The following is a 15,316-nucleotide window of genomic DNA, read 5'->3' on the forward strand; positions in this document are numbered from 1 at the left end:
TACGGCTGGATCAAACAGGCCGCCGGGTTGCGGCAGCTCAAGGCCAGAGGCCGCACCCGGGTCGGAGCGGTGTTCCGGTTGCATGTGGTGGCCTACAGCCTGATCCGCCTGGCCAAGCTGCTCAGCCCACAGGAGGCCATGGCATGACATCGGCCGAGAGGGGCGATTGGGGCCGATGCCGTGCTCAACAAGAGCAGCGGATGCCAGAAGGCGCCCCCGAATTGCTGATCAAGAGCCCCAGATGACAGGTACCGGCCACGGCAGGAGCGGCAACAGCAATGCGGCGCGGGTCTGGGCGGCTATTTCAGCAGCCTCCTAGATCCACGGCTCTGGCAGTCGGGCCAACAGCTCACTACTAACGTATCTGATATTATTTGAATCCACCTGAAGACAGAAGGGATACGAGCTGCATGTTCCGTACCGGTCCCGCGAGGGTTCCCCCAGATTTCTGCGCCCGTGCCGAGTGAAGAGAGGACCGCTCGCCTGAGCGTCCTGATCGACCCGAAGAAGAAGGCCTGTTTCGAGGAGCTGTGCCGCCGCGAGGACATCACCCCCTCCCAGGCCGTGCGCCAGCTCATCCGCAGCTTCATCGAAGAGCGCCTGGGTGCCGACTGGCGCGACCAGGTGCTGGGCGAGGACCTGCCGGATTAGCCGGCCAGCGGGGCCCTTGCCCTCCTCGGCCCAGACCACCCATCCCCTTGCACACCAGCCCATGAGCGGCGATCGCATCGGCCACCGCTACCAGATCGGCGACAGCGTGATCAAGCGCAACCCCAACGGCCGCTCCCGGCGCGGCTGGATCCTGGCGCCGGCCGAACAGCGCACCACCCGCGGCACCCGCATGCCCGCCTACGTGATCCGCTGGCGCGACAGCGAACGGCCCGAGCGGGTGCTGCAGCACATGCTCGTGGACGATCCCGAGGGCACCCCACCCGAGGATCCCAGCGTGCTCACGGTGGACGTTCCCGCCAAGCTGCTCAGCGGCAGCTGAGCGGTTCAGGGGAATTCGGGCTGCCAATCGATCGGCCGTTCCTTGAGCGGTGATCCCGCCAGCGACCCAGCCAGGCCCTCCCGCAGGGGGCGCTGGCGCCTCAGCCAACTCGCCTTGGCCAGCGGTCCCAGCATGGGTGCGCCCGCAGCCAGAAGGTGGCGCAGCAGGGCGTTGTGAGCGATCAGCCGGCCCTGGCGGGCTTCCGCCGCTTGCAGCTTCTGCATGTGCCGGATCTCGGGGTCGCGGCGCGCCTGGATCGCCGCCAGGGCCCGATCGAGAAGCTCCCGGACAGGGGCGGGGCCGGCGGCTCCGGCTCCTCCGGGGGCGTGCCAGAGCGGGATCAGCGCGTCCGCCGCCACCAGGCTGTCGCGCAGGGCCATGTTGACGCCCTGGGCCCGTACCGGACTCATCGGGTGGGCCGCATCCCCGAGCAGCAGCAGCCCGGGCTGCCACCAGCGTGGCGCCAGGCCCACCTGAACCCTCAGGCGCAGGGGGCCCTGCAGCGCCAGCGCCGATCTGCGGCAGTGCTCCGCCAACCAGGGGGGCGACAGAGCCGCAAACCGCTCGCACCAGGCCGCCGCTTCCAGCTGGGGCTGCGGCTCTCCCGGGGCCACAACCCAGCCGATCTGCAGCTGGCGATCAGCGCCGGCGAAGGCGCTGGCAATGGCACCGCCGGCCACCAGCGTGAGGAAGTCGTTGCGGCGCTCGAGCAGGGGGTGGCCCGGCAGCCGGAACCAAAGCACATCGATCGGCGCCGCGGGCCGGTGCAGGGCCAGGCCGGCCTGCTGACGCAGCTGTGAGTCACGTCCATCGGCCGCCACCACCAGCGCGGCCGGCAGTTCCTCACCATCCGCCAGGCGTACCCCCACCACCCGCCCGCCTTCTCGCAACAGACCCGTGACCGCCACGCCGGAGCGCCACTGCAACCCCGGCAGTCGCTGGGCCTCGGCGAGTACCGCCTCCAGCAGGTCCTGCTGGCGCACGAGGGTGCAGGGCTGCAGCGAGCCCAGGGGCTCGGCCACCCGGAACAGCTCGCGGCCCTCCACCCGGATGCTCCAGCCATGGAGTGGCTGGCGTGGCAGGCGCTCGAACAGATCCCAGAGGCCCATGCGGGCCAGGGCCTCCAGGCCCGAGGGCATCAGGGCATCGCCGCGGAACTGGCGGGCAAAGCCGGCGCGGGCCTCCACCAGGGTCACGGGCACACCGGCGCGGGCCAGCTGCAGGGCCAGGGTGCTGCCGGCCGGTCCCGCCCCAACGACCACCACGTCGCCCCGGCTCATCGCGCCCCTCCCTCGGAGAGGACAGAGCGGGGACGACGCAGCAACAGCACCAGCGGGATTGCCGCCAGGAACATCAGGGCCAGCAGCTTGAACAGGTCGTCGTAGGCCAGCAGCGCGGCCTGGCGATCCACCTCTCGATCGATCAGCTCCAGGGCCTGGCGGCCTGCCAGCTGAGGATCCACCCCGCGGCTCTCAAGCAGCCGCCGCAGTCCCTCCAGCCGCTCCTGCAGCGGCACCCCCAGGGAGCCTGCCGCCTCGGTGAGGGCGGCGCGGTGCTGGTCGTGGCCATGGGCGAGCAGGGAGGTGAGCAGGGCGATGCCCAGGCTGCCCCCCAGCTGGCGGGTGAGGTTATAGAAGGCGCTGCCGCCGTTGATCTCCTCCGGCGCCAGGTCCCCCAGGGCCGCGAGGCTCAGGGGCAAGAACATCAGCACCGTGCCCACGCCGCGGAAGATCAGCGGCCAGAACAGGGCATCACCGCCACTGTCTGGGTTGATCGAGGCCAGGCTCACCATCACCAGCGACAGCATCACGCTGCCGCCGGCGATCACCCGCCGCGGATCCAGCTGCTGCACCCGCTGGCTGAGCAGCAGCATGGTGGCGCCGCTGGCGAGAGCACTGGGCAGCACCAGCAGACCCGTCTGGATGGCGGTGTACTGCAGCAGCCCCTGGGCGTAGATGGGCACCAGGAACACCGTGCCGTAGAGCCCCACCCCCACCACAAGTGAGAGCACGCAGCCGGCCGCCAGGCTTCGGTGGCGCAGCACCCGCAGGTCCACCGCCGGCTGCGGATGGTTCAGCTCCCAGGCCACGAAGGCCGGCAGGGTGATAGCGCACACCAGGGCCAGGAGAACGATGCCCTGGTCCTCGAACCAGCCGTATTGCTCCCCCTGCTCCAGCAGCACCTGCAGTGAGCCCAGCGACAGGGTGAGCAGGGCGATGCCCAACCAGTCGACCGTTGCCAGCACCGGTGGTGGCTTCGGCTCATCCGGCGGCAGCGCCCGCAGGGCCAGCAGCACCGCCAGGATGCCGAAGGGCAGGTTGATCAGGAAGATCCACCGCCAGCTCAGCAGGTCGGTGAGGAAGCCCCCCAGGGTGGGGCCCAGGGCCGGGCCGGTGATGATCCCCAGCCCGAAGATGGCCTGGGCGAAGCCCTGGCGATCCTTCGGCACGGTCTCGAACAGGATGGCCTGGGCCTTGGCGAGCAGGCCGCCCCCCAGCAGCCCCTGGATGATCCGCCCGGCCACGAGCCAGGGCAGGGTCGGCGCCAGCCCGCACAGCACGGAGGCGGCGGTGAAGCCGGCCAGGGAGAACACGAAGTAGCCGCGGCGGCCATAGCCGTTGGCCAGGAAGGCGGTGAGCGGCAGGATCACCACATTGGCGATGCCATAGCCGGTCACCACCCAGCCCACCTCCGCCAGGGTGGCCCCCAGCTGCGACTGGATCGCGGTCACGGCCACGTTGACGATGCTCGTGTCGAGCACCTCCAGGAAGGCCCCGAGCGAGGCGGTGGCGATGATCGCCCAGTCCGCGGGGCTCAGGGGCGTGCGGCTGGCGGCCACCTCAGGTGTGCACTCGCACGGTGGCTGACAGTCCGGGCCGCAGCCGGGAGCGGAAGGGGCGCACCTGCTCAGGTTCCAGCTCAATCCGCACGGTCACCCGCTGCACCACCTTCGTGAAGTTGCCGGTGGCGTTGTCGGGCGGCAGCAGGGCGAAGCGCGAGCCGGAGGCCGGCGCCAGGCTGCTCACCACGCCGCGGAAGGCCACGCCGGGCAGGCCGTCGAAGCGAACCTCGGCCCGGTCGCGCACCTGCATCCTGGCCACCTGGGTCTCCTTGAAGTTGGCCTCCACCCACACCTGCTCGCCCACCAGGGTCATCAGGCCCTGGCCCGGCAACACCCCCTGACCGACCTCCACATCCCGTTGGCCCACCACGGCGGCGCCCGGCGCCGTGACCGTGGTGTAGGCCAGCTGCAGCCGGACCGCCGCCAACGCGGCCTCGGCCTGGAGCACCTCGGCGCGGGCGGCGGCGGCCTTGCTGCGGTCCACCTGGATCGTGGCGGTGTCGGCCTGGGCGCTGGCGCGATTGCCGCTGCTGCGACTCACGCGGCCCAGGGCCTGCTGCACCTGGCTGCGGGTCAGTTCCACCTGCTGCTGGGAGGCTGCGCCTTGGCGGTAGAGCGATTCGACGCGGCGCAGGTCGGAGGCGGTGCGCTGCAGCTCGGCCCGGGCCTCCAGCTGGGCGCCCTGGGCCTGCTCGGCACTGGCGAGGGCGTCGCTGCGGTCGGCACTCACGGTCACCAGGGCGGCATCCGCCTTGCGTCGGGCTGCCACCAGATCCGCCTCGGCCTTGGCCAGGGCCATGCGCTGATCGCGGGGGTCGAGCCGCAGCAGGGGCTGGCCGGGCCTTACGGCCTGGTGGGCCTCAACCAGCACCTGGGCCACGCTGCCGGGGATGCGGCTGGAGATTCGGTGCAGATGGGCCTGTAGCTGGGCGTTGTCGGTCTGCTCCACGCCCCAGTTGGCCCCGAGCCAGATGGCGCCGCCCCCCAGGGCGACGATCACTGCGGCGGTTGCGCTGGCCTTACCAGGCCTGAAGCCGGCGAGCTGGACTCTGCCGAGCCTGCGGACGGCAGGCTTGGGCCTGTCGTCCTGCTGCAGGCCGGCTGGCCTCACGCCGTCTTGCTCCGTGCTGACCGTCTGAGCCTTGAGCTTCGGAGCGCCGCCCATCCCCAAGGCCTGCAATCCATCAGTCTCGCAAGCAGGGACCGCCTCCGCGGTCAGAGTTCGCCAAGTCACCTAGCGCTAGGGTTCCGGGCCATCCACCGTGAGGACCACCTCGGCTCCAGGGCAGCGTCCCCAGGACGCCAGCGGCTGGGCCTGGTGGAGCGAGCCGGCGCCCCAGCTGCTGCAGGAGCTGGTGAGTGGCGCCGGCGGCCTCCAGGGCGCCACGGCCCGGGCGCGACTGGCTCGCCACGGCCCCAACAGCCTGCGGCTGGCGGGTGGGCCTGCTGGGGTGGCGCTGCTGTCGCGCCAGTTCACCAGTCCGATCATCCTGATCCTGCTCGGGGCGGCGCTGCTCTCGCTGCTGCTCGACTCCCTCACCGACGCCCTGATCATCTTGGCGATCGTGCTGATGAGCGGTCTGCTGGGCTTCTGGCAGGAGCGGAGTGCCGCCCGGGGGGGGGGGGGGGGGGGCCGAGCTGGTGAAACGCTGGTTCTACGCCTCGCCGGCGCCGAAGCGGTCCAGCTCGAGGTTGGAGCGGAACAGGCCACAGGCGCGGGTCGAGTCGGTCCAGCAGCCGATCGCCCTCCACCTCCTGAGTCACCTGCGCCACCCACGTCCCGCTTCCCGCAGCCGCCCCGCAGTTCGGGGCTGGCGGGACCATTCACCCCGACCAGCTGCCCGACTCGTCGCCCTGGTGGCGGCCCTGCTGCAGCTGATCCAGTTGCTGGGGCACCTGGGCCGCCATGCCGAGCCGGCCGCCATGCCTTCACCCGCCTCCCTGCACGGTCCCGCCCTGGTCCTGTCGCTGGTGTTCCTGCTGCAGTTCGCGGTGATCTTCTGGCTCGATCGCCCCATGTCTGGGGCCTGCCGGCTGGATCGACCTCCGCTGTGGAGGGGGGGAGTCCATTGGTATGAGGCCCGCCAGCTTTACCGATTTCTGGCCTGGTGCCCGCCCCGCTGGCGCGGGCACCATCCGTTCCTCAGCCCGTCTGGTCCGAGCTCCACTCCTGTCTGTTGACCCATGACTCTCGCCCCGCCGATCGCCCAGCAGGCCAAGCCCAAACCGCTCCACAGGGCGTTGATCCAGGACGGCGCCGGGGCTTGGGCTGGCACCATGGAATCCCCCAGCGGCCGGTGAAGGCGGGCACCTGGGGTTGCACGGGCTGGCTGCTAGGGGCGCTCACCATCCAGGGGTGCTGATCATCGGTCTGGAGGCTGCCCCGCCAGCAGCTCGCTGAGGCCTTCGGCCTGCCGGAGGGGGACCTGTTCCGCGCCCGCCACGCCTGGATCTGCGCGGTGGACCACGATGACGAGGGCCGCATCCGGGCCATCCGCCTCCCCGGTCCCTGCCTCCCCCAGGCCCATCCCGATCGCGATGCGCATCCTGTTCGCTGAAGACGATGCCCGCCTGGCCGAGCCGCTGGTGGACTACCTCAGCCGTGACCAGCACCAGGTCACCTGGGAGTCCAACGGCAACCGCGCCCTCGAAGCCCTGCTCACCGGGTCCTACGACCTGGCCCTGCTCGACTGGATGTTGCCCGGGCGCGATGGCCTGTCGATCGTGCAGGAACTGCGGCGGCGGGGCCACGACACCCTGGTGCTGATGCTCACGGCCCGCGATGCCGTCAGCGATGTGGTGGCCGGCCTGCAGGGCGGCGCCGACGACTACCTGGTGAAGCCTTTCCGGATGGTGGAACTGGCGGCCCGCATCCGCACCCTGGAGCGTCGCAGCGAACGTCCCTACCGGCCCGCCCAGCTGCAGTGGGGGGAGCTGCGACTCGATCCGATCGGGGCCAAGGTCAGCCTCGGGGATCACGAGCTCAGTTTCACCGCCAAGGAGCTGCAACTGCTGGAGTGGTTCCTCCGGCATCCAGGCCAGCTCTTCAACCGCGGCCAGCTGCTCGATCAGCTCTGGCCAATGGATGTGGGGGCAGGGGAAGACACCGTCAAGACCCACCTCAACAACCTGCGCCGCAAGGTCCGGGCGGCCGGCAGCGACGATCCGATCGAAACGGTCCACGGCCTGGGCTACCGCCTGGTGGCACGCCAACCATGAGGTTGTGGTCGCTTCCCGCCTGGCTCGCCCTGCCTCGGCGCAACCCGGCCTGGCTGAGGCACGAGCAGCGAACGGGCCATCCGGCCCGCAGCCTGCGGCGCCAGCAGGTCGAACTGTTCCTGCTCTACCTGGGCAGCCTGGCGGCCCTGCTGTTGGTCGTGGCGGCCGTGGTGCGGGCGGTGTCGCGGGAAGCGGAGCTCTCGCACCTGCGTGGCCAGCTCAGCCTGATCGGTGAAGACCTGGCGAGCCTGCCGCTGCCGGACCGCGGCAGCGAGCGGCACCTGCAGGAGAGCCACAAGGACTTCACCACCGCCCACCAGCAGGTGGAGTGGTTCCTCGAGACCAGCCAGGGTCAAGGCCACGTGGGTCCAGTGTCGCGGCTGGGAGAGGTGCGCAACCTCGGCAAGCTGCCGCCTCGGCTGCCGGGCCGCCGCTTCTACTGGCAGGAGGGTCCGGGCTGGCTGGCCCTGGTGCGACCGGTCGATGCCCCCGGCAGCCGCGGGGTGTGGCTGCGGATCAGCGCAGGCCTGGAGCCCCTGGAGAAGCGGCTGCGCCAGCTGGATCTGGCCCTGGCCCTGGCGGTTCTGCTGGCCCTGCTGCTCAGCGGGGTCTGCTCCTGGTTGCTGACGCGGCGGGCGGTCCAGCCCTTGGAGCGCAGCCTGGCGCGGCTGCGCCAGTTCAGCATGGACGCCTCCCATGAACTGCGTGGCCCCCTGGCAGCCCTGGCCGCCAACGCCGAGATGGGACTGCTCGACTGTGAGGCGCCCCTCCCCAGCAGGCCATCCCCGGCCGTCCTTCCAGGCACCATGCGGCTGCCGGATCCCCAGCGGCGGCGCTTCGAGGCGATCGCCAGCGCCACCGAACAGATGCAGCAACTGGTGGACGACCTCCTGCTGCTGGCCCGCCAGGATGAGCAGCGCCTGGAGGATCCGCGACCGCTCGACTTCTCGCGCCTGGTCGAGCAGCAGTTGGACCTGCACCGCGATGGCCTGGCCCTGGCCGACCATCCCCTGGCCTTGGCCATCGAGCCCGGCCTCACGGTGCTGGGCCAGGCAGCGCTGCTGCAGCGGCTGGTGCGCAACCTGCTCGACAATGCCCAGCGCTACACCCCGCGCGGTGGAGCCATCGGCGTCGCCCTTGAGGGCCGGGGAGGCCTGGCCTGCCTGGCGGTGACCGATGCTGGGGTGGGCCTCAGCGCCGAGGAGCTTCCACGGGTGTTCGACCGCTTCTGGCGGGCCAGTGCTGAGCGGGGGCGCGGCGGCACGGGCCTGGGACTGGCGATCGCAGCGCGGATCTGCGCCGCCCACGGCGGCTCGATCCGGGTGGCCAGCCGTCCCGGGGAGGGGAGCTGCTTTCGTGTGGAACTCCCCCTGCAGAGCTGAGGGCAGAGAAGGGAGGACGAGGGTCAGCCAGGCCGTGCCGGCGCTGGGCTCTGGGGCTCAGGCCTGCGGAGCCGGTGCACTGAGCAGGTTCACCGCTGAGAAGAACAGCGACACGCCGAACAGGGTGCCGACGGCCCAGAGGCTGTCGCTGGGCCACTCGGCCACGAGCAGGCCACCCAGCAGGGCGGTGATCAGCCCATCGGCGATCACCAGGCCCCGGGCCGGGGCACTGCTGGCGGCGGCACCGGCCAGTTCCATCACCCCTTCACCCACCAGCAACAGGCCGGTAAACAAGGTGAGGCTGATTTCGCTCTCCACCGGGTGGACCAGGATCCACAGGCCACCCACCAGGTAGAGCGCGCCGGCCAGCACCCGGAAGATTCTGCTGCGGGTATCGGCGGCCTGGCCCAGACGCAGCAGCTGGGCGATGCCCGCGGCGATGGCGACCGCGCCGATGGCGATGGTTAGGGCCGTCGCTGAAATGAACGGCAGGGCGATGGCGGCGGCGGCGCTGATGAACAGCAGCACCGCAGTGATCCAACGCAGGGTGTTGGGGGTCATGGGCAGAAGGCGCTCAACACCCAACGTAAGGGGGTTCCAGGTATCCAGCCGCGGTGGCCGAACTCCAGACGATCCCTAGGCTGCGAGCAGTTCGAACCCGCCCCTTTTCATGGCCGCGATCTACAGCGACAACAGCCTGACGATCGGCAGGACGCCCCTGGTGCGTCTCAACCGGGTGACGGCCGGGGCGAAGGCGCAGGTGCTGGCGAAGGTGGAGGGCCGCAATCCTGCGTACTCGGTGAAGTGCCGCATCGGCGCGGCCATGATCCAGGCGGCCGAGCGCGACGGCCTGCTGGTGGACGGCAAGGAGATCATCGAGCCCACCAGCGGCAACACGGGGATCGCGCTGGCATTCGTGGCAGCGAGCAAGGGGATCCCGCTGACGCTCACGATGCCGGAGACGATGAGCCTGGAGCGGCGCAAGCTGCTCACCGCCTACGGCGCCAAGCTGGAACTCACCGAGGGCCGTCTCGGCATGACCGGCGCCGTGAACCGGGCCAAGGAGATCGCCGCCATTGATCCCGATCGCTACGTGCTGCTGCAGCAGTTCGTGAATCCGGCCAACCCCCAGATCCACCACGACACCACGGGCCCCGAGATCTGGAACGACACCGATGGCCAGGTGGATGTGCTGGTCTCAGGGGTGGGCACCGGCGGCACGATCACAGGGGTGAGCCGCTACATCAAGACCACCCTGGGCAAGCCCCTGGTGAGCGTGGCGGTGGAGCCGAAGAACAGCCCGGTGATCAGCCAGACCAAGGGCGGGCAGGCGCTCCAGCCGGGCCCCCACAAGATCCAGGGCATCGGCGCGGGCTTCGTGCCGGGCAACCTGGATCTGGGCCTTGTGGACCGGGTTGAGCAGGTGAGCGACGAGGAGGCCGTGGCGATGGCACGCCGGCTCACCAAGGAGGAGGGGATCCTGGCGGGGATCAGCTGTGGTGCGGCCACGGTGGCGGCGGTGCGCCTGGCCCATGAGGACGCCTATGCCGGCAAGACGATCGTGGTGGTGCTGCCGGATTCCGGTGAGCGCTACCTCAGCTCGGTGCTGTTCGAGGGAATCTTCAACGAGCGGGGCCTGCCGGTCACGGCCTGAGCCTTGGGTCGGCAGGCCAGCCGCCCCCCACCGGCTCAGTCCGGCAGGGGGGTGACGCTCTTGAGCTGCTCGTTGAGCTGCACCGCCAGCGACTGGCGGCCCACGGCCAGCACCTTGAGCGTGTCCTCATGGATCCGCAGCTGGGTGTCGGCCACCTGCAGGCCCCGCACCAGCTCCTTGAGTTCCTCGGGCAAGCCGTTGAGGTCGTAACGCTTGCCCTCGAAGGTGAGTACAGGGAGTTGCTGGGCTGAGTCGGTCATGGGGGCTGGAGAGTCCGCGGCTCAGTCTAGGCCTGGCCTGGGGTGGTGTCAGCAGCTGTGGTGACCTTGGCCGCCGGCAGGATAGGTACCAGAGGCCGCTTGAAGAAGAACATCAGCAACTGCCCCACCTGGGAGGCCTCCACCATCTCCCAGCCCTCCTTTCCAAGCAGGTTGAGGAAAAACTGCAGCTGCTCGGCCGGATGCTTGGGAGCCTGGGCAGCTGCGGTGCCGTACTGCTCCGGGAACTCGCGGGCAATGAACTCCGGACTGAGCACTCCGTGCAGTTTCTGGCTGGCCGCCTGGGGATCGGGCGGTTGGGGTGCCTTGTTGTTGTCCACGTTGATGTGGATCACCCGGTATTCCCACTGCGCCATGGATCGCACCGTCGCTGTCGTCCTGGCGCAACAGGCTAGAGCGATCGGTCCGGCACAGCTGACGCCGTCGAGCAGCGACCGGGCCGTTCCACTTCAGCTGGCCCCACGGATCAGCTGGCGCTCGCACAGATCGCGGTAGCGCCCGGGCCGGCCGATCAGCAGGTCGTGGCTGCCCTGATCCACGATGCGGCCCTGCTCGAGCACCACGATCCGATCGGCCTCCTGCACGGTGGAGAGGCGGTGGGCGATCACCAGCACGGTGCGGCCGTCCATGGCCTGCTCCAGCCCGCGCTGAACCGCCTGCTCCGACTCGGCATCGAGGGCGCTGGTGGCCTCATCCAGCAGCAGGATCGCCGGATCCCCGAGCACGGCGCGCGCAATGGCCAGGCGCTGCAGCTGACCCCCGGAGAAATTGCTGCCCCGCTCCTCCACGCGACTGTCGTAGCCGCCTGGCAGGGCCTCGATGAAGCCATCGGCGTTGGCCAACCTGGCGGCGGCGCGGATCTGCTCGCGGCTCACATCGCGGCCGAAGGCGATCGCCTCGGCCACAGTGCCGGAAAACACATTGCTCTGCTGGGGCACCAGAGCCACGGCCCGGCGGAGTTCGGCGGCCCGCAGGTCCGCCAGATCCTGGCCGTCCAACAGGATGCGGCCCCGCTGGGCGGTGTTGAAGCGCAGCAACAGGGAAAACAGGGTGCTCTTGCCGGCGCCGGAAGGGCCCACCAGGGCCACCACCTGGCCGGGTTCGATGCACAGGTCGAGGTCCTGCAGCACCGGCTGGGCGTGGTCGTAGCCGAAAGCCACCCCCTCCAGCACCAGCTCCCCCTGCACCCGCCCGAGGGCCCGGGCATCGGCACGATCGGGGGGCTCCACGGGCTCCTGCTCGATCTGACGCAGGCGCCGCAGTGAGGCCTGGCCCTGCTGAAACTCGTTGTAGTTGGTTGTGAGGTGGCTGATCGGGTCAATCAGCATCAGCAGGGCCGCTACGTAGCTGCTGAAGCCCTGACCCGTGAGCTCGCCCGCCTGGATGCGCGCGGCGCCCATCAGCAGCACCGCCAGGATGCCGGCCGCCTCCAGGAAGCCCACCACCGGGAACTGCAGGGCCAGCAGCTGCTGGGTGCGGTAGCGGGCACGGCGGTGCAGGTCGATCTCGGTGTCGAAGCGGCGCTGCAGCCAGGGCTCGGCCGCGAAGGCCCGCACCAGCGGCAGACCGCCGATCGCCTCGGCGAGCAGGGCGGCCAGCTCGCTCACCTGTTTCTGGCTGCGCTCCGCAGCGCCCATCACCCGGGCCCCGAACAGGCTCACCAGCACGGCCACCAGCGGCGCCAGCAGCAGCGTGCCGACGGACAGCTTCCAGTCGAGCCACACCATGTAGCCGAACACCACCAGCAGCTGCAGGGCCGATGGGGTGGTGTCCTGAATCGTCTTGTAGATCACCTCGCCGACACGGTCCGCGTCCTCGGTGAGGCGGTAGGTGAGATCGCCCGAGGAGAGCTTCTCCAGGGCGCCGAACTCCAGCCGCTGCAGCCGGGCGAACAGCCGGCGGCGCAGCTCCTGGCTCACCTGCAGGGCAGGGTCGGCCAGCAACGTGTCCTGGCCAAACTGGGCCAGCTTCTGCAGCAGGAACACCGAGAGGGCCAGGCCAACGACCCGCAGCACCCGGTTGAAGTCGCCGGCGCCGATGGCGGGAATGAGCTGGCCCGCCAGCCACGCGAGCAGCGGCCAGCAGACCACGAACACGAGGGTGCACAGCCAGCCGGCCACCAGGCTGCGGCGATGGGGCTGCAACAGCGGCAGCAGGCGCCGGAAGCCGGCCGATGGGGGTGCGAGCATCGGGGCAAGCTATCAGCGCTGTTTTGGCGGACGTTCCCGAACCCATCCGGCTGGATCAGTTCCTGAAGTTCCAGGGACTGGTGGGCACCGGCGGCGAGGCCAAGCAGCGCATCCAGGGGGGCGAGGTGCGGGTGAACGGCTTCCAGGAGACGCGCCGAGGCCGCAAGCTCAAGCCCGGCGACCGGGTGGAGATCGCCGGCCAGACCCACCCCGTGCCACCGGCGGCCTAACGACCCGCGAGGGCCCCCAGTCCTCAGCGGAGGCGGGTTCAGCCTGGGGTCGAGCCCGGCCCTGGTGGTCCTCCCGGGACTTCTGGTGGCGAGGCCCATGGAAGGCCGACCCTTAGGTTAAGGGCCTGTTTTTTCCCTGGACGCCGTGGGCAAGTCGGTCATCGCGGGCAACTGGAAGATGCACATGACCTGCGCCGAAGCGCAGGCCTTCGCGGACGCCTTCAAGCCCCTGGTGGCCCACCTGCCCGTAGGCCGGGAGGTGGTGCTGGCCCCGCCCTTCACCGCGATCGCCACCCTCAGCGCCGCCCTGGCCGGCACCGGCATCCGCGTCAGCGCCCAGAACGTCCACTGGGATGGCTCCGGCGCCTACACCGGCATGATCTCGGCGGCGATGCTGCTGGAGCATGGCGTGACCCACGCGATCGTGGGCCACAGCGAGCCACGTAAATACTTCTCCGAAACGGACGAGCAGATCAACCTGCGGGCCCGGGCAGCCCAGAAGGCCGGCCTCATCCCGATCCTGTGTGTGGGCGAGAGCGACTCCCAGCGCGAGGGCGGCGAGGCCGAGCGGGTGATCCAGCGCCAGGTGGAGCAGGGCATCGACGGCCTTGATCCCGCGCGGCTGATCGTGGCCTACGAGCCGATCTGGGCCATCGGCACCGGCAAAACCTGCGAGGCCGCAGAGGCCAACCGCATCTGCGGCCTGATCCGCCAGTGGGTGGGCTATCCCGAGGTGGTGATCCAGTATGGCGGCTCGGTGAATCCGGGCAACATCGACCAGCTGATGGCCCAGAGCGACATCGATGGCGTGCTGGTGGGCGGCGCCTCGCTGCAACCCGAGACCTTCGCCCGCATCGCCAACTACCAAGTGCCGGTGGCGGCCTGAGCGCCGCCCCCCACCGCCCGGCAGCCGCCATGGCCCTGGTCTGGGGATCGCGCACCTACGTGATGGGGGTGATCAACCTCACCCCCGATTCCTTCAGTGATGGCGGCCGCTTCAACGCGCCCGAGCGGGCCTTGGCCCAGGCCAGGCGGCTGGTGGCCCAGGGGGTGCACCTGCTGGATCTGGGGGCCCAGAGCACCCGCCCCGGAGCGGCGGACATCGGCGCCGTGGAGGAACTGGACCGGCTGCTGCCGGCGCTGCGGCTGATCCTGGAGGGGCGCGCCGCCGGTGCGCTGCCCCATCCGGAGGGCTTCACCCCCCTGATCTCAATTGACACCTTCCGGGCTTCGGTGGCGGCGGCGGCCCTTGAGGCCGGCGCCGACTGGATCAACGACGTGGGCGGCGGCCGGCTGGATCCGCCGATCCTCGACGTGGTGGCGGCGGCGGGCTGCCCCTACGTGCTGATGCACAGCCGCGGCGACAGCCGCAGCATGGATGAGCTGGCAAACTACGGCGCCGTTGGCGAGGAGGTGCTGGCGGAGCTGCGGCGCGGCAGCGAGCAGGCTCTGGCAGCGGGGATTCGTCGGGAGCAGCTGATCTGGGATCCGGGCCTGGGCTTCGCCAAGACCACCCGCCACAACCTGGAGCTGCTCGAGGCCCTGCCCCAGTTGCGGGCCGAGGGCTTTCCGCTGCTGGTTGGCCCCTCGCGCAAGCGCTTCATCGGCGACGTGCTGGCTGAGCCCCGGCCCCGGGCCCGGCTGTGGGGCACGGCCACCGTGGCGGCTAAGGCGATCGCCGGCGGCGCCGACATCCTGCGGGCGCACGACGGCGGTCCGATCGTGCAGACGGCCCGCATGGCCGACGCGCTCTGGCGGATCAGTGGGGGGTGAACTCGATCTGGCCGTCGCCGCTGATTCGGGCCTTGGAGAAAAAGCGGGCGGTGACATCGGAGATGTGGCCCTTGGCCGCCATCACCTCCCCCAGCAGGCCACCGCCTGCCTTCTGGGCGGCGAGGGCCTCCCGCAGCTGCTCCTCGCTGATCACCCCGATCTCCACCAGGCGCTCGCCCAGGCGCTTGTCGTTGAAGCCGGCCTCGTCAAACAGGGCGGGGTTGAGCAGCAGGTCCAGGAGCGCTGGCGGAATCTGCAGGTTGAGCTTGAGGAACTCGCCGAAGCGCTGGCTGCCGGAGAAGGGCCGGTAGTCCTCCAGCAGGCGATCGAGCTCGGCGGCGTCGATCACGCCGACCTGCACGAGCTTGTCGCCAAGGGTCTTGCGATGGAAGGTGGATTCCTGCTGCTCGCTCACGGCGAGGTTGCCCTCCACCAGCTGGGGTTCCGAGAACTGCTCGCGCACCCAGGGATCGGTGGAGAGGAACTTCAGTAGCTCCGTGGGGTTGATGGTGAGGCTTCCGAACTGCTGTTCCAGGAGCTCCTCCACGAAGGCCACCTCGGTGCTGGGGCCAAGCACCTGAAACGGCTGTCGCTGGCCCCGGCCGGGGGCGATCAGCTCAAGCTGCACCCGGGGTGCAGGCAGACGGATGCGAAGCATCGCGGTGGCAATGGGTGTTCAGGCGACCCTAGCGAGAAGACCACAACGCAAGACTCGCAACCGACTACCTCTTCAGAGGTATCTACCGAGCCGTTACCAT

17 protein-coding genes and 2 pseudogenes are annotated in these 15,316 nt (G+C 70.2%); 11 read left to right on the plus strand and 8 right to left on the minus strand.

The window, feature by feature from the left end; translation table 11 throughout:
- The 3 genes and pseudogenes from CJZ98_RS05245 to CJZ98_RS05255 form a co-directional block, all read left to right on the plus strand.
- Positions 1–147: pseudogene (locus CJZ98_RS05245) on the plus strand (IS5/IS1182 family transposase); the annotation flags it as partial.
- Between the two features lie 309 nt (positions 148–456).
- Complete coding sequence (locus tag CJZ98_RS05250; RefSeq protein WP_094589082.1) at positions 457–651, plus strand: CopG family transcriptional regulator; 195 nt, start codon at positions 457–459, stop codon at positions 649–651.
- Between the two features lie 61 nt (positions 652–712).
- Entirely contained in the window at positions 713–991 is a 279-nt protein-coding gene (locus tag CJZ98_RS05255) for a hypothetical protein (protein WP_094589084.1), read from the plus strand.
- Positions 992–996: 5 nt separating this feature from the next.
- On the opposite strand, the gene CJZ98_RS05260 is transcribed toward CJZ98_RS05255, so the two are convergent.
- From CJZ98_RS05260 to CJZ98_RS05270, 3 genes are read right to left on the minus strand one after another with little or no spacing between them, the layout of a single operon-like run.
- Positions 997–2,271 (minus strand): FAD-dependent oxidoreductase, encoded by a 1,275-nt coding sequence (locus tag CJZ98_RS05260; RefSeq protein WP_094589086.1) that lies wholly within the window; start codon positions 2,269–2,271, stop codon positions 997–999.
- A complete protein-coding gene (locus CJZ98_RS05265; protein WP_232756227.1) occupies positions 2,268–3,830 on the minus strand; it encodes a DHA2 family efflux MFS transporter permease subunit in 1,563 nt (520 codons plus the stop codon). Before CJZ98_RS05265 ends, CJZ98_RS05260 begins: the two co-directional genes overlap by 4 nt.
- A 1-nt stretch (position 3,831) precedes the next feature.
- Complete coding sequence (locus CJZ98_RS05270; RefSeq protein WP_232756229.1) at positions 3,832–4,833, minus strand: HlyD family secretion protein; 1,002 nt, start codon at positions 4,831–4,833, stop codon at positions 3,832–3,834.
- A gap of 262 nt (positions 4,834–5,095) precedes the next feature.
- Here CJZ98_RS05270 and CJZ98_RS19330 point away from each other — a divergent pair.
- The 4 genes and pseudogenes from CJZ98_RS19330 to CJZ98_RS05285 all read left to right on the plus strand — a co-directional run.
- Positions 5,096–5,341, plus strand: a pseudogene (locus CJZ98_RS19330) (cation-transporting P-type ATPase); the annotation flags it as partial.
- Positions 5,342–5,690: 349 nt separating this feature from the next.
- Positions 5,691–6,014, plus strand: a complete 324-nt coding sequence (locus CJZ98_RS19015) for a hypothetical protein (protein ID WP_232756244.1) — start codon at positions 5,691–5,693, stop codon at positions 6,012–6,014.
- A 357-nt stretch (positions 6,015–6,371) separates the two neighbouring features.
- A complete protein-coding gene (locus tag CJZ98_RS05280; protein ID WP_094589091.1) occupies positions 6,372–7,052 on the plus strand; it encodes a response regulator transcription factor in 681 nt (226 codons plus the stop codon).
- Positions 7,049–8,434: a sensor histidine kinase gene (locus tag CJZ98_RS05285; RefSeq protein ID WP_094589093.1), complete on the plus strand. Its 1,386-nt coding sequence runs from the start codon at positions 7,049–7,051 to the stop codon at positions 8,432–8,434. Before CJZ98_RS05280 ends, CJZ98_RS05285 begins: the two co-directional genes overlap by 4 nt.
- Before the next feature lie 57 nt (positions 8,435–8,491).
- On the opposite strand, the gene CJZ98_RS05290 is transcribed toward CJZ98_RS05285, so the two are convergent.
- On the minus strand, positions 8,492–8,995 hold the full coding sequence (locus CJZ98_RS05290; RefSeq protein ID WP_094589095.1) for an HdeD family acid-resistance protein: 504 nt from the start codon (positions 8,993–8,995) through the stop codon (positions 8,492–8,494).
- 109 nt (positions 8,996–9,104) lie between these two features.
- Between CJZ98_RS05290 and cysK the strand changes: the two genes are divergently transcribed.
- Positions 9,105–10,088 carry a cysteine synthase A gene (gene cysK / locus CJZ98_RS05295; RefSeq protein ID WP_094589097.1) on the plus strand — a complete coding sequence of 328 codons (984 nt, stop codon included), beginning with the start codon at positions 9,105–9,107 and terminating at the stop codon, positions 10,086–10,088.
- 35 nt (positions 10,089–10,123) lie between these two features.
- Here the strand turns inward: cysK and CJZ98_RS05300 are convergent, their stop codons facing one another.
- From CJZ98_RS05300 to CJZ98_RS05310, 3 genes are all read right to left on the minus strand, one after another.
- Positions 10,124–10,348 carry a DUF6447 family protein gene (locus CJZ98_RS05300; protein WP_094589099.1) on the minus strand — a complete coding sequence of 75 codons (225 nt, stop codon included), beginning with the start codon at positions 10,346–10,348 and terminating at the stop codon, positions 10,124–10,126.
- A gap of 26 nt (positions 10,349–10,374) precedes the next feature.
- Positions 10,375–10,722, minus strand: coding sequence for a hypothetical protein (locus CJZ98_RS05305; protein WP_094589101.1), 348 nt, complete (start codon positions 10,720–10,722; stop codon positions 10,375–10,377).
- A 93-nt stretch (positions 10,723–10,815) separates the two neighbouring features.
- On the minus strand, positions 10,816–12,555 hold the full coding sequence (locus tag CJZ98_RS05310; protein ID WP_094589103.1) for an ABC transporter ATP-binding protein: 1,740 nt from the start codon (positions 12,553–12,555) through the stop codon (positions 10,816–10,818).
- Between the two features lie 44 nt (positions 12,556–12,599).
- Here CJZ98_RS05310 and CJZ98_RS05315 point away from each other — a divergent pair, with 44 nt between their 5' ends.
- From CJZ98_RS05315 to folP, 3 genes are all read left to right on the plus strand, one after another.
- Complete coding sequence (locus tag CJZ98_RS05315) at positions 12,600–12,785, plus strand: RNA-binding S4 domain-containing protein (RefSeq protein WP_269798972.1); 186 nt, start codon at positions 12,600–12,602, stop codon at positions 12,783–12,785.
- A gap of 184 nt (positions 12,786–12,969) precedes the next feature.
- On the plus strand, positions 12,970–13,671 hold the full coding sequence (gene tpiA, locus CJZ98_RS05320; protein ID WP_261348241.1) for a triose-phosphate isomerase: 702 nt from the start codon (positions 12,970–12,972) through the stop codon (positions 13,669–13,671).
- 29 nt (positions 13,672–13,700) lie between these two features.
- A complete protein-coding gene (folP, locus tag CJZ98_RS05325) occupies positions 13,701–14,558 on the plus strand; it encodes a dihydropteroate synthase (RefSeq protein ID WP_094589109.1) in 858 nt (285 codons plus the stop codon).
- Here folP and CJZ98_RS05330 read toward each other — a convergent pair.
- Positions 14,545–15,216, minus strand: a complete 672-nt coding sequence (locus CJZ98_RS05330) for a hypothetical protein (protein ID WP_157910881.1) — start codon at positions 15,214–15,216, stop codon at positions 14,545–14,547. The two genes, folP and CJZ98_RS05330, sit on opposite strands and share 14 nt — an antisense overlap.
- Positions 15,217–15,316 lie beyond the last annotated feature (100 nt).

Origin of the sequence: Vulcanococcus limneticus LL (assembly GCF_002252705.1) — a bacterium.
In the GTDB taxonomy this organism is placed as follows: domain Bacteria; phylum Cyanobacteriota; class Cyanobacteriia; order PCC-6307; family Cyanobiaceae; genus Vulcanococcus; species Vulcanococcus limneticus.

Bases quoted from the DNA above. Each gene is read 5' to 3' on its own strand.
- CJZ98_RS05255 (WP_094589084.1), top strand. From the start codon at position 713: ATGAGCGGCGATCGCATCGGCCACCGCTACCAGATCGGCGACAGCGTG.
- CJZ98_RS05260 (WP_094589086.1), bottom strand. From the start codon at position 2,271: ATGAGCCGGGGCGACGTGGTGGTCGTTGGGGCGGGACCGGCCGGCAGC.
- CJZ98_RS05280 (WP_094589091.1), top strand. From the start codon at position 6,372: ATGCGCATCCTGTTCGCTGAAGACGATGCCCGCCTGGCCGAGCCGCTG.
- CJZ98_RS05285 (WP_094589093.1), top strand. From the start codon at position 7,049: ATGAGGTTGTGGTCGCTTCCCGCCTGGCTCGCCCTGCCTCGGCGCAAC.
- CJZ98_RS05290 (WP_094589095.1), bottom strand. From the start codon at position 8,995: ATGACCCCCAACACCCTGCGTTGGATCACTGCGGTGCTGCTGTTCATC.
- cysK (WP_094589097.1), top strand. From the start codon at position 9,105: ATGGCCGCGATCTACAGCGACAACAGCCTGACGATCGGCAGGACGCCC.
- CJZ98_RS05300 (WP_094589099.1), bottom strand. From the start codon at position 10,348: ATGACCGACTCAGCCCAGCAACTCCCTGTACTCACCTTCGAGGGCAAG.
- CJZ98_RS05305 (WP_094589101.1), bottom strand. From the start codon at position 10,722: ATGGCGCAGTGGGAATACCGGGTGATCCACATCAACGTGGACAACAAC.
- CJZ98_RS05310 (WP_094589103.1), bottom strand. From the start codon at position 12,555: ATGCTCGCACCCCCATCGGCCGGCTTCCGGCGCCTGCTGCCGCTGTTG.
- tpiA (WP_261348241.1), top strand. From the start codon at position 12,970: ATGACCTGCGCCGAAGCGCAGGCCTTCGCGGACGCCTTCAAGCCCCTG.
- folP (WP_094589109.1), top strand. From the start codon at position 13,701: ATGGCCCTGGTCTGGGGATCGCGCACCTACGTGATGGGGGTGATCAAC.
- CJZ98_RS05330 (WP_157910881.1), bottom strand. From the start codon at position 15,216: ATGCTTCGCATCCGTCTGCCTGCACCCCGGGTGCAGCTTGAGCTGATC.